9 protein-coding genes and 1 riboswitch are annotated in these 12,796 nt (G+C 57.7%); of the genes, 4 read left to right on the plus strand and 5 right to left on the minus strand.

Annotated features, from left to right (window positions below):
- Window positions 1-9: 9 nt before the first annotated feature.
- On the minus strand, window positions 10-297 hold the full coding sequence (gene traL / locus ASS64_RS15825; protein ID WP_010237026.1) for a type IV conjugative transfer system protein TraL: 288 nt from the start codon (window positions 295-297) through the stop codon (window positions 10-12).
- Window positions 298-323: 26 nt separating this feature from the next.
- Window positions 324-650, minus strand: coding sequence for a hypothetical protein (locus ASS64_RS15830; protein WP_067696633.1), 327 nt, complete (start codon window positions 648-650; stop codon window positions 324-326).
- A gap of 358 nt (window positions 651-1,008) precedes the next feature.
- On the opposite strand from ASS64_RS15830, the gene ASS64_RS15835 reads away from it, so the two are divergent.
- Window positions 1,009-1,473, plus strand: a complete 465-nt coding sequence (locus tag ASS64_RS15835) for a hypothetical protein (RefSeq protein ID WP_067696852.1) — start codon at window positions 1,009-1,011, stop codon at window positions 1,471-1,473.
- Window positions 1,474-1,707: 234 nt separating this feature from the next.
- Here the strand turns inward: ASS64_RS15835 and ASS64_RS15840 are convergent, their stop codons facing one another.
- The 3 genes from ASS64_RS15840 to ASS64_RS15850 form a co-directional block, all read right to left on the minus strand.
- The gene (locus ASS64_RS15840) at window positions 1,708-3,477 is read right to left on the minus strand and encodes a hypothetical protein (protein WP_083508423.1); all 1,770 of its coding nucleotides are present in this window, start codon (window positions 3,475-3,477) and stop codon (window positions 1,708-1,710) included.
- A complete protein-coding gene (gene glyA / locus ASS64_RS15845) occupies window positions 3,474-4,781 on the minus strand; it encodes a serine hydroxymethyltransferase (protein WP_067696636.1) in 1,308 nt (435 codons plus the stop codon). The genes ASS64_RS15840 and glyA overlap by 4 nt, the downstream gene beginning before the upstream one ends.
- 300 nt (window positions 4,782-5,081) lie before the next feature.
- Window positions 5,082-5,170, minus strand: a riboswitch (glycine riboswitch).
- 130 nt (window positions 5,171-5,300) lie between these two features.
- Window positions 5,301-6,227, minus strand: a complete 927-nt coding sequence (locus tag ASS64_RS15850; RefSeq protein WP_198147744.1) for a LysR family transcriptional regulator — start codon at window positions 6,225-6,227, stop codon at window positions 5,301-5,303.
- A gap of 84 nt (window positions 6,228-6,311) precedes the next feature.
- Between ASS64_RS15850 and ASS64_RS15855 the strand changes: the two genes are divergently transcribed.
- Genes ASS64_RS15855 through ASS64_RS15865 form a run of 3 tightly spaced genes read left to right on the plus strand, consistent with a single transcriptional unit; the run spans window position 6,312 to window position 12,783 of the window.
- Entirely contained in the window at window positions 6,312-9,320 is a 3,009-nt protein-coding gene (locus ASS64_RS15855) for a TonB-dependent receptor domain-containing protein (RefSeq protein ID WP_067696642.1), read from the plus strand.
- A gap of 11 nt (window positions 9,321-9,331) precedes the next feature.
- Window positions 9,332-11,410 (plus strand): S9 family peptidase, encoded by a 2,079-nt coding sequence (locus ASS64_RS15860; RefSeq protein WP_198147745.1) that lies wholly within the window; start codon window positions 9,332-9,334, stop codon window positions 11,408-11,410.
- A gap of 14 nt (window positions 11,411-11,424) precedes the next feature.
- Entirely contained in the window at window positions 11,425-12,783 is a 1,359-nt protein-coding gene (locus ASS64_RS15865) for an amidohydrolase family protein (protein ID WP_067696648.1), read from the plus strand.
- Window positions 12,784-12,796: the final 13 nt, after the last annotated feature.

Here is a 12,796-nt window from a genome sequence, read left to right on the forward strand (position 1 = left end):
GATCCTCCCTCAGCCTGCAAGCAGGCGGCAATGGGAGGGCGGCGTGGCTTTCAACCCGAGGAAACTCCCAGGCAGGTACCAGTACGCAGCATGCACCAGTTTCGACCCGGCACCTGAAGCTTTGGCCTTTCGAAGGGCGAACCAGGTGAGCCCGGACAGAGCTGTGCCGATGATGATGTGCTGTGCAAGGATGCCCCAGGCGAAGGGGATGAGAAGTCCCGCAAACTCGTCGATGGTCCAGAAGCCGATGAGCTCCGGATCGTCGAGCCGCCGTGGAACGAGGTATCTGTCGGCCATGCCGCCCTCCCGTCGCTAGCCGCGGATCAGATGACCGCGGTGACGACCGAGGTGACGATCGGCACGCCGGTGCCGACGCCGATCCCAACACCCACCGGGACCGCGACCTGCCCGAGGGCGAAGCGGCCCGAGGCAAGAGCGATAAGTCCGCCGGCAAGGCTGAGGACGGTGATTATCTTGCCGCCCGAGCCTTCGAGAAAATCGGTGAACTTCTGCAGCGCCGGGTCGAAGGTCGTATCGGCACCGGCATAGGCGGCACCGGCGCAAGCCAGCGCGATCGCGGCAGGAAGAATATAGTCGCGGGCACGTATGCCTTTGGCGGGTCGGCGGGGAAGGACGAGTGTCTTGGTCATCGAGGAACTCCGTTTCGAACATTGGCAGCGATGTGTTCGCTGTATGTTCTTTCCTCGATTGGAAGGCAGGGTGTAGGAAAACGGAAACTGCCGTACGCACCGTTTCGTCCAAGAGAAATCGTCGGTTTTGGATGCTTTGACCGGGATTTGCGCGACCGGTGCAGGTTTTACGACCAAGATGACCGAATATTGCGCCACCCATACCTCATTCTGAGATCGAGAGACCGGAATCTGCGCGAATCACGTAGTGCGACGATGCTCCAATATCCTATTCGTTCCTTATATGTTCTTTTCGCTTTCCTACAGGTAGCTTGTCTCGGTAGTGCCCAGTCCTCGCGAGCCAACCAGGAGCTTTAGTATGGCATGTAGAGAAGCCTTCGCGGAGCAAAAGGTGCGCCGCGATCTCGCCATTCTGTTGATGACCGCTGCTTCGGGAAGTGGCAGGACACGGAAGGCAATTGCGCAGGATGCAAAAATTCACAGGGATGCACTACGCCGAATTCTCTCTGGAGAGCGGTCCGCCAGCCTGGCAGAAGCCTCGAGCATACTTGCGGCCTGCGACTTCGACCCGCAGCTGGTACTTGTCATTTTCATTCTCACTGATGCACAACAATCATTGGAGTGGGCCGAAACAAACATCGGTGCCTTTCTTGGTGAATTTCTAACTACACTTCCGGTCGCATTGGTCCGCGAGCTTGGGTCCGGATTACAGGAGGTACGGCCACGCTGGGCGAAAGGATCGGCGCACCGTGTGGCTCGATTATTGTCTGACAATATCAAGGACCTCGAACGGAAGGATCCTTTATACCTCGAAAGCGTGTAGCGACGCAGCCAGTCCAATGGTATAATCCTGAAATCGAATACCGATTAAGGATCGATCTTGGTAGCAAGGCCTGCGCACGTAAACCGGGACCCCTAACAGGAATGATGCGTAGCTGTTTGGAGGACAGCGATTCATCGGTACAAACAGGCAAGCTGCCGATCTCTGTAAGAATTAACCGAATTTCTTTTCGCAGGTGGAGTATGGGCTTGAAACAAAGCTAATTGCTCTAGCAAGTCAGCATGGCCTGCCGCTTGTCAATGCATTTATCGATCCGACTATGGCGTGGCGGTCGATCCGAAAATGCCGGGCAAGATCACCGATACTGCCAGATTGGCCGAAACCCCCGACGCCGAGAGGGATAAGTCGGTGACCGGCCACTCCGCCAAGCCAGGACAACGTTGCCGGATGTCCGTCAAGCACCGTCACCAACGTGCAATAGCTGGGGAGTGAGCTGATCAATTTCTCGATATGGGACCGTGCGGATGCATCGCCGCGCGCTCTTTCGCGCTGCGCCGCTGTCCAGCCGGCGTGGAGCCGATCGGCTGATGTGACCGCCAAGACTCCAATATCGCAACGGTACTCCCCTATAAGGCCAGCCGCGGCAATCGCTTCGTCAGCCACGGCGCCTTGATAGGCGATAACGATCGAGCAGTTGGGCCCCGGCGGTCGAAGCCAGTATGCTCCAGCGATCACGCCTTCGCGCAACGTAGCGCTAGTCTGCCGGTTGGGCTGCTCTAAAGGCTTGGTTGTGAGCCGCAGATACACGGCCCCTCCAGCCTCATCGCAAAGCAAGGTGCGTTCGTCTGGATCCGCCCGGCCCTCGCGCTGCATGTAGTCGAACGCCCATTCCATTATCAGCGCAAGCTCATCAGCAAAAGCCGGTTCGAAGCTCGACAAGCCGTTTTGCGCCATTCCGCTCAACGGTGTTCCGATCGATTGATGAGCACCTCCCTCGGGTGCCAGCGAGACACCTGATGGAGTGCCGACAATCAAGAAACGCGCGTCTTGGTAGCAAGCATAGTTAAGCGCATCGAGTCCGCGATGGACAAACGGATCATAAACCGTTCCAATCGGAATCAGGCGTTTGCCCCAAAGGCTGTGAGACAAGCCTGCCGCACCCAAGAGCAGAAAAAGATTCATTTCGGCGATGCCGAGCTCGAAATGCTGTCCCTCGGGCATGAAATTCCATTTGGCGGTTGAAGGTATCCTATGCTCGATGAACGCGTCGTCTTTGTTGTCGCGTGCGAAGAGATTTCGACGGTTCACAAAGGCACCCAGGCCTGTTGTACCCGTAACATCGGGCGACGTCGTGAGAATCCGCTTGGCGAATTCGCTGTCGCCTTTGGCCAACTCGTCGAGAATGTTGCCAAAAGCGGCCTGTGTCGAGATATTCCGACGCGGTCGGAATTGGATGGAAGGCACCGGCAGCTTTGGTGCAATGTGACGGCGAACTCCCTCCGAAAAAAACGGGACCCCGGCAAGAAATGCCTTTAAGGCCTCGACATTCTCGACCGCTGCAAATGGCTCCCACTCCTGGCCCCGGGGGACGCCCATGTCGGTTTGCCATTGCGCCATCTGTGACTTGGTCATCAAGCCGCCGTGATTATGCTCAAGATCGCTTTGCTTACAGGCTGCGTTGACGATCAACATCAGCCGATCGCCCAGATTGGCAATCATCAGATCATCACGAATGCCGCCGCGCTCGTTCGTCAACACGCTGTAGCGTTGCCGACCCTGCTTCAAACCGAGAATGTCCGATGGGACAATTGTCTCCAGAGCGAGCGCGGCATCCGCGATTTTCCCCGAGTTCGGGGTCAGGTCGATCCGGCCCATATGCGAGACATCGAAGAGTCCGGCAGCCTTGCGCGTGTGGAGTGTCTCCTCGATCACCCCGGTGGCGTATTGCGATGGAAGGGAATATCCCGCGAATGGGACTAGCCGCCCCCCCGCTCTGACATGCAAATCGTAAAGCGGAGTCTTGAGAAGATCGGAAGCCTGGCTCATTTATCAGTCTCCTGACCAAAGGCCATGTATGGCAACCCTTCTCCATAGACAGGAAATCTGGCCACGAGTTTTGCCACCTCCGCTCGCGCAGCCTGCTCGGCCGCCGAGTTGTCTTCAGGGTTTGCAGAGAGTCCCTCGATGACATCGGCAATCAGATTGCCCACGGTCTGGAACTCGCTCTCTCCAAACCCGCGAGAAGTGCCCGCCGGGGTGCCAAGCCTGATGCCGCTGGTTTGCGCAGGAGGCAGAGGGTCAAATGGTATGCCGTTCTTGTTGCAGGTAAGTCGGGCTCGCTCGAGGCTAACCTCTGCTGCGCGGCCCGTGACACCTTGCGAACGCAGATCGACCAGCGCGATGTGATTGTCCGTGCCGCCCGTCACGATGTCGACGCCGCGACTTATCAATGTTTCGCAGAGGGCGCGGGCATTCCGAACGACCTGGTGGGAGTATTCCCGGAAATCTGGTTTGAGCGCCTCTCCGAATGCTACTGCTTTCGCGGCAATGACATGCATCAGCGGTCCGCCCTGCATGCCAGGAAATACAGCAGAGTTGAGCTTTTTCGCGAGAGCTTCATCGTTGGTGAGTATCAGGCCCCCCCGCGGACCTCGCAGGGTCTTGTGTGTTGTCGTGGTTACGATGTGCGCATGGGGGAACGGCGAAGGATGAGCCCCGCCTGCAACCAGACCGGCGATGTGAGCCATGTCTACCAGAAGTCGCGCTCCGACTTCATCCGCGATTTCCCGAAATCGCGCGAAATCGATCACCCGCGGAATGGCCGACCCGCCAGCGATAATGAGCGCAGGCTTGTGCTCGCGGGCAAGCGAAGCAACCTGATCGAAATCAACGGCGCAGTCTTCTTCCCGCACCCCATATTGTACCGCGTTAAACCATTTGCCGGACATAGTGGGGCGGGCACCGTGCGTCAGGTGCCCCCCGGCATCAAGGCTCATCCCCAATATGGTGTCTCCTGGCTTTAAAGTCGCAAGAAACACAGCGGCATTCGCCTGAGCCCCCGAGTGAGGCTGCACATTTGCAAAATCGCATCCGAACAGCTTCTTGGCGCGTTCGATTGCCTCGGCCTCGATGACGTCAGCATATTCGCACCCGCCATAATACCGTCGTCCGGGATAGCCTTCGGCGTATTTGTTCGTGAAAACCGATCCCTGCGCCTGAAGCACGGCAGGCGAAACTATGTTTTCGCTTGCGATCAATTCGATTTGTTCATTCTGACGACGGCATTCGTCGCGGAGAGCATCAGCTATTATTCTATCGTTATCGACGGTGCGCGTGAAGAAGTTGTTCATGGCAAAGGCTCCTATCCCCGAGGATTAAATGGCGACCGCCGACAGATGCGCGAGGCGAACGCTTGACCTGCTGACTTTGTCGACACAGCGCGGAATCCGATGCTGGATGATTTGACGAACCACATGCACAGGATTGGTCGCGCAGAGCAGCCACAGATTAGCGTGGAAGTTGACTGGCAAAGAATTGCACGACATTGGTAGCACCTTTCAGGCCTGCTCGTGGCCAAGATGCCCCTTCTGTCACTGTGCCTGAGATCGTTATCCCGTCGGCGGACGCATCAGCGTCACTCTCCAGAATGAAAACGCACCGCGGTCCTTTTGCCTGAGAGTTTCCGGGGCGGTTGCTCCTTCGGCGCCGACCTTCAGTCGAGCTCTCCCACGATGCAGCATTGTCTTTCGAGGGCAACTGTGTTGGCGTCAAACAAGAATTGTTCAATCGTCAAATTAGGCGTTTTGATATGTTAACTTCCTCTGAGAACGCGCTTCCTAAGCAGGTTGATAGTTGGAGATTTGGTGAACTCAGCCCTCTGAACGGTGTCCATCTAATGAACCTGTTCTCGCAAATTCGCGTATTGTCGAACGAACCCACAGGTGGCGCGGCGAACTGTTGGTCCTTTCATGCCACTCCATTCCGAATGACAGTTCGGGCAAAGCGAACGGCACTGGGCACCTCGCGAAATCATTCATCAAAGAATTTGCCAGCCGGGATGGAGCCGTCACGATAAGGGGAGTACCCCTTATTACCTGAGGGACCTCCGACAGACTTGGAATGTCGATTGCGATGTCACGCCTGAAGCCGTTCACAGAAAGTGCGTTGTCCACAAAACTGGAATCGTCTCTCGAGAAGATCACACGTGCATGACGTGCATGGCGGTAGGTATCGACGGTCTCTGGCCGTTTCGCATGCTCCTCGTCAAAGAAGCAGAGGAAACGGTCTTCCAGTAGCACCTCGCTATGAATGTCGGGGTCGGTGTGCCCCAGTAGGGGGCCGCAAGCGATATCGAACATTCCGTCCCTTAGTCCTTGGCGATTATCATACTTCTCCCAGACAAGACCTACCTTCACCCGGGGAGCCTCGGTCAGCAACGCCTTGCACGCATTGATCAGGAAAAGATGCCTTTCGTAGTCCGTCGCGGCGATAACAAATTGATCTGTGAGCTCCTCGAGCATCAGCGGTTGTGGATTAACCATCCGTTCAATCTGGGTGAGGACGTTGCGAGCCTCGGCGACGAGACCTTCGGCTTCCGGGGTCGAAGCGATTTTCCGACCGCTGCGGACAAAGATGTTTGCTCCGAACAGCGTTTTCAAACGCGCGAGGCGGTGGCTTAGCGCGGATTGCGTGAGTCCCAACCGATCTGCAGCCAAGGACACGGACTGCTCCTCGTGGAGAATGACCAGCGTTTTCAGGAGCGCGGCGTCAACGGCTAAATGATCAATTTTACTCATGTAATCCATTCAAAATAAGAAATTGAACAGGGGCGCAAGCTTGATATCCATTTATCGATAATATTTGAGGGGAGGCAAGCTGCCATGACGAAATTTAATTTCTCCAGAAACCTGATCCGTTCCTCGACTGCGCTTTTCGCGATCGCAGCGGCGACCGCTGCGCATGCGCAGGTCGTAACAGGAGCGGACGAGGAGGAGGAACAGATCGTCGAGGAGGACAACACTATTGTTGTTACCGGCTCGCGCATCAGCCGCGGCGGGTTCGACACGCTGCAGCCGACAACCGTGGTGGGCAGCGATCTGATCGAGGCCCGCGATCAGGCAAGCATTGCCGACACGATCAACGAGCTTCCGTCCTTCGGCGTTCCCGGCAACTCACCCACGGGTGGCCAATCGGGCGTCGCTGTGGGACAAAACTTCCTCAACTTCTTCGGGCTTGGATCGCAGCGAACACTAACCCTTGTCGATGGCCGCCGGTTCCCTCCAGCCAACACGCCATCGGTGAATGGTCCGGCTGCGCCCGGCCTGCAGGTTGACCTCAACACGATTCCGACAGCGCTGATCGATCGCGTCGAGACAGTGGCTGTAGGGGGCGCTCCGATTTACGGATCGGACGCTATTGCCGGTACCGTCAACATCATTCTGAAGGATGACTTCGAGGGTTTCGAAGCCAATCTCCTGGCCGGCATCACCGAGCGCGGAGATGCGGCAAAGTATCGTGCGCAGGCGATCTACGGCTTCAATTTCAACGATGACCGGGGCAATATCGTGTTCAACGTCGAGTGGAACCGGCAGGAACCGCTCATCCAGCAAGACCGCGAAGAAACAGCGCGCCAATACACTTTCCAGGCGCCGGCAGATCCGAATTCGCCATTTCTCAATGTAATCGTTCCGGATTCGCGCGTTGCTGTCAGCAATTTCAACGGCGTGCCGCTGGCTTTCCGCCAATTCAATATTTTTGGCGGCGGTATTCGCGATGCGCAGGGCAACCTCGTCCAGTTCTCATCCTCGGGCGACCTCGTAACTTTCGATCCGGGGACGCCGACCGGAAGCCCGGTGTTCTATTCGGGCGGCGATGGCATCAATCTGGCGGAAACCGCTTCGCTGCTGACCCAATCCGACCGTTACTATGGCAACATCTTTGCCAACTACGAGCTGACCGACAATATCAACCTCTCTCTTCAGGGATGGTACGCACGCACCGAGGCAGTCGAAACCGTCAATCAGCCGATCTATCAAGGACAAGCCTTCACCACGCGTGGGCCAGGAGGCGATACCGATGCACGCTTCGTCACCGGTCCATTTGTGGTCCGTCTGGACAATGCGTTCCTGACAAATCAGGCGCGCGGCATCATCGCGGCCAATCTGGCTGGTCCAAATCTCGACATCGATCTCGACGGCACACCCGAAACCCTCGGTTTCTATGTCGACAAGGGCAATGTCGATCTGCTTGGCGGAAGCTCGTCGCAAGCAAAGCAGGATCTCTACCGCGCGAGCGCGGGGCTCGATGGCGATTTCGAAGTCGGTGGTGACAACTGGAACTGGGATATCTTTTACGGCTTTGGTCGTGTCGTAACCCAGTCGTCCAACCGCACGCTGCTGACCGATCGCCTCAATCAGGCCGTCGATGCGGTCGCAGGTCCGAATGGGACGGTCGTCTGCCGCGATCCCTCCAACGGCTGTGTGCCGCTTAACATCTTCACCAACAGTCCCGACCCTGCCGCGGTTGATTTCGTCGGAGTGGACACGACGACGCAGACCAAACTCACGCAGCACCTCGTCTCTGCCAACCTGGCGGGCAAACTCTTCCGTCTTCCAGCGGGACCGATCGGTTTCGCAGTCGGCGCCGAATACCGGGAGGAAAGCTCCGAATTTACGCCAGACTTCATCCTTGCCTCGGGGCTGGCTTCGGGCACACCGCTGACGCCCGTCAGCGGAAGCTTCAACTCCAAGGAGATCTACGGCGAAACGCTCATACCGATCGTCTCGCCTTCGATGGGCATTCCGCTGATCGACAGCCTCGAGTTAGAAGGCGCCATCCGCTACGTCGACAACTCCATCGCGGGGGGCGATATCACCTGGACCGCAGGCGGACGCTACCGGCCAATCGAGGACATCGAATTCAGGGGCAATTATACCCGTTCGATCCGCAATCCGGCCATTACCGAGCTCTTCCTCCCGACTGCGGACATTGTGGTGTTCGCGAACGATCCTTGCGATTCACGCTTTGTCACCCAGGGTGCTAACCCCGCCCGCCGCGCAGCAAACTGTGCCGCTGACGGAATTACCCAGCCCTTTGGTTCGCTGATCGTCAATGCAAGCCAGCGCGCGACGCTGTCTGGCAATCCCAATCTGGAAAACGAAATTGCCAAGGCCTATACCTTCGGAGGCGTTCTTCGGCCGCGGTTCCTGCCGGGGTTCACGGCATCGGTCGACTACGTGAACATCAAGCTCGAGAACGCCATCGAGTCACTCGGTGCCACCACTATCCTGCAATCCTGTTACGACAGCGCCGACTTTCCGAACGCCGCGGTCTGCGACAGTTTCGGTCGTGACGCGCAGGGTCAGGTCATCAATCTGCGCACTGGGTATGTAAACGCCGGTTCCGTCAACTTTGCCGGGATTACCGCCAATCTCGCTTACCGCTTTGGTCTTGGCGACTTGGGAGACATGAGCCTGAGCGCCAACTACCAATATACCGACAAGCTCGAAGTCTCAGTCACCGGGACGGACTTCAACAAGAATGACGGCGAAATCGGCAACAACAAGCACCGTGTTCTCGCCAATATGCAGTTCCGGAGCAACAATGGTTTCGGGGTCTTCCTGCAGGGCCAGTATCTTAGCGATGCCGTGTTCAACAACGATGACGGCCCGACCACGCGCGATGTCAGCGGCATCGACGACTGGTGGCTGTTCAACCTGTCGTTGAGCCAGGACATTGGCAATCAGTTCGTGCTCCGCTTCAATGTCGACAACCTCTTCGACGCCGCTCCGCCGCTCTATTCGAGCCTCGGTGGTGGTGCGGGTATCAACACCTATTTCGCCGGCTTGCTCGGCCGCAGCTACTCGGTCTCGGCCAAAGTCAGGTTTTAATGTCCCAAATCGTGAAAAGTCTTACCGCACCCGTAATCGTGCTGGCTGCCTCTACCCTCGCGGCCTGCGCAACGTCTTACTCTCCAACCGGGGGCGGCGCAGGGGTGGCTGCCGATGTGCACTCGACGTCGGCAGCCATTCCCCTCGTTCCGAGGCAGGTGCTTTTCGGGAATGTGGACTACGGGAACGTTTCTATCGATCCTTCGGGCGAGCGCCTTGCGTATCTCAAACCCGTCGACGGAGTGCTCAACGTCTGGGTCGCACCGATTTCGGCTCCTGATGCCGGTCGCCCGGTGACAAACGATACCGAACGTGGCATCCGCCAGTACTATTGGTCGGGAGACGGATCCTATCTCCTCTATCTGCAGGACGCCGGCGGGAACGAAAATTTCCAGCTCATGTCGGTCGATGTGCGGGGAGCCCGGCCGGGGACGGCAGTCAATCTTACCGACAACCCCCGAGTGCGCACTCAGGTCATCCAGATTTCGCATGACCATCCCGGCAAAATACTGCTTGGCCTGAATGATCGAGACCCGCGCTACCACGACATCTACCGTGTCTCTTTGGCCGACGGGTCGCGAACGCTGGTGTTCCGAAATGACGGTCAGTTTGCGTCCGTCATCGCCGATGCCGATCTCACCGTACGCTTGGCGAGCCTTCCGAAGGCCGACGGCAGTGTTGAGCATTACCGGGTCACCAACGGGCTCCCCGAGAGTGACCCATTCATCACCATTAGCCGCGAGCAGGCCTATGGTGCTTCACCGCTCTCCATCGACGATCAGAACCGCCTGCTTTTCCTCGACAACCGCGGCGGTGATTTGGCCGATCTCGTCGCGATTCCGCTTGGAGGTGGAGATCGCAAGGTCCTTGTTCGCGCCCGGCAAGCGGATCTTTCGAACATCTTGACCGAACCGGGGAACGGCCGTCCGCTGGCGGCTTTCGAAGAATATGACGAAGGTTCATGGTCAGCGATCGATCCTGCGGTTGCCGACGACTTCGACAAGATCTCGCGAGAAGCCGACGGGGTATTCGATATTACATCCACCGACCGTGATGCTCAGAAATGGATCGTTTCTGTCCGCAATTCGCGCCAGCCACGTACCTACTATCTGTATGATCGCGCCAGTGGGTCACTCGACCATCTGTTCTCGGCCAAACCCGAACTCGATGACTATGTGCTTGCCGAAACGAAACCGGTCGTCATCCCGTCGCAGGACGGACTTTCCCTTGTCAGCTATCTGACCATACCGCCGGGAAGCGATGCTGACGAAGATGGCAGGCCCGACACGCCAGTTCCTCTCGTGCTCGATGTCCACGGAGGTCCCTATGCGCGCGACCGGGCCGGCTTCGATCCCGAGCATCAGTGGCTGGCCAATCGCGGATACGCCGTTCTCAGTATCAATTTTCGCGGATCGACGGGATTCGGGAAAGCGTTTCAGAATGCCGGTGACAAGGAATGGGCTGGCAAGATGCACCGCGACCTGTTGGATGGGGTCGACTGGGCAATAGCACAGGGCATTGCCGATCCCGATCGAGTATCGGTGTATGGCGTTTCCTATGGCGGATATTCCGCCTTGCTAGCCGCAGCCTTCACGCCTGATCGGTTTGCCTGCAATGTCGACGTCGTGGGACCGGTGAACCTCGTCACGCTCTTTCAGTCGACCCCGCCCTACTGGCTTGCCTTCAGGGCGCAGCTGATGAACCGCGTCGGCGATCCGGACAATCCCGAGGATGTCCCCTACCTGCTTGCCGCGTCGCCGATTTCCAAGGTCGATACGATAACCAAGCCTCTGCTCGTGGGTCAAGGCGCGAATGATCCGCGGGTAAAAAAGGCCGAACCCGATCAGCTTGTTGCCAAGGCAAGAGCAAACGGCATCCCTGTGACATACATCGTCTATCCCGACGAAGGGCACGGGTTTGCTCGTCCTGAAAACCGTCTCAGCTTCTTTGCAGCAAGCGAGCAGTTTCTCGCACAATGTTTGGGCGGACGAGCAGAGCCATTCGGAGACGATCTGGAAGGCTCCAGCATCGTGGTCGAGGAAGGCGCAGATCTTATCGACGGGCTAACGGAAGCGCTGGCCCGACAATAAACCGGAATAGCAAGATGAAATTCAAATCCTTAGCAGCTATTTTGCTGGCTGCCCTATCTCTACACGGCTTGCCGAAAGCAATGGCCCAAGAGGCTGGCAACGAAGGGCAAGCAGAACAGCAAACGATAATCCTGGCCGGAAATGTCCTTCGCCCCGACGGGCTATCCTTCGCTGGACCGGCGACGATTACTGTGCGCGATGGGCAGATCGCCTCCGTGGTCCGAGGAATTTCGGACACGGCCTCCCTTCCAGACGGTGTCGAGATCATAGACCTCTCGCGATCATGGGTGCTTCCAGGGCTTGTCGATAGCCACGTCCATATCACCACACAGCGCGATGAAAGCGAAAAGGACGATGCACTAAACAGAACCGTTGCCGACCGCGCTCTTCGCGGTGCTGTCTATGCCGAACGAACCTTACAGGCCGGCTTTACGACCATCCGAAATCTCGGGGGCGGCGAACCAGTCGGCGCACTGAAGGATGCGATCAACGACGGCAGCTTGCCCGGGCCGACCATTATCGATGCCGGATCGATGATCTCGATCACCGCCGGCCACGGCGATGTAAACGGCTATGCTCCGGACATCACAACATTCTTTTCAAGCCAGCAGGAAAGCGTTTGCGACGGAGCAGATGATTGCCGCCGTGCCGTGCGCAGCCAGATACGAGCGGGCGCCGACGTGATTAAATTCGCTGCTACGGGCGGCGTGAACTCGAATGTTGCGGGCGGTCTGGGCCAGCAAATGTTCGAAGACGAGATGTCCGCCATCATCGAGACCGCTCACATGTTCGGGCGCAAGGTAGCGGCGCATGCGCACGGCAAGTCGGGTATCGATATGGCGCTCCGCCTCGGGGTCGATTCGATCGAGCACGGCACATTTGCCGACGCGGAATCCATTCGCCTGTTCCGACAATCCGGCGCCTATCTCGTACCGACACTCCTAGCACCTACTACCGTCCTCCAGCTTGTCGAGGACGGAAAGATGTCGCCGGCTACAGAAGTAAAGATCAGACAGGCGGCGGCGGTATCCTACGACAATCTGGGCGCGGCGCTGCGCGCCGGCGTCAAGATTGCCTTCGGCACTGACAGCGGAGTGTCGGCACATGGAATCAACGCCCAGGAGTTTGCGATCATGGTGAGGCTGGGAATGTCACCGGAGCAGGCGATCCAGTCCGCGACGGTAAATGCCGCCGACCTGCTCGGCATTTCCGATCGCATCGGTTCGATCGAGCAAGGGAAGGACGCAGATATCATCGCCATCGCTGAAAACCCGCTGGAAAACATTCGAGCGCTCGAAAACGTCAGCTTCGTCATGAGGCGAGGCATTGTCCACCGTGAGAACGGGCGCGCTCTACACTTCTCGAGCGAATGACAATGTCGTCAAT

This window comes from Erythrobacter sp. AP23, from assembly GCF_001542855.1.
Taxonomy (GTDB): domain Bacteria; phylum Pseudomonadota; class Alphaproteobacteria; order Sphingomonadales; family Sphingomonadaceae; genus Qipengyuania.

What these genes read in the sequence shown, in the direction of transcription:
- ASS64_RS15835 (WP_067696852.1), top strand. Translation starts at nt 1,009, where the DNA reads ATGGCATGTAGAGAAGCCTTCGCGGAGCAAAAGGTGCGCCGCGATCTC.
- traL (WP_010237026.1), bottom strand. Translation starts at nt 297, where the DNA reads ATGGCCGACAGATACCTCGTTCCACGGCGGCTCGACGATCCGGAGCTC.
- ASS64_RS15865 (WP_067696648.1), top strand. Translation starts at nt 11,425, where the DNA reads ATGAAATTCAAATCCTTAGCAGCTATTTTGCTGGCTGCCCTATCTCTA.
- ASS64_RS15840 (WP_083508423.1), bottom strand. Translation starts at nt 3,477, where the DNA reads ATGAGCCAGGCTTCCGATCTTCTCAAGACTCCGCTTTACGATTTGCAT.
- ASS64_RS15850 (WP_198147744.1), bottom strand. Translation starts at nt 6,227, where the DNA reads ATGAGTAAAATTGATCATTTAGCCGTTGACGCCGCGCTCCTGAAAACG.
- ASS64_RS15855 (WP_067696642.1), top strand. Translation starts at nt 6,312, where the DNA reads ATGACGAAATTTAATTTCTCCAGAAACCTGATCCGTTCCTCGACTGCG.
- ASS64_RS15830 (WP_067696633.1), bottom strand. Translation starts at nt 650, where the DNA reads ATGACCAAGACACTCGTCCTTCCCCGCCGACCCGCCAAAGGCATACGT.
- glyA (WP_067696636.1), bottom strand. Translation starts at nt 4,781, where the DNA reads ATGAACAACTTCTTCACGCGCACCGTCGATAACGATAGAATAATAGCT.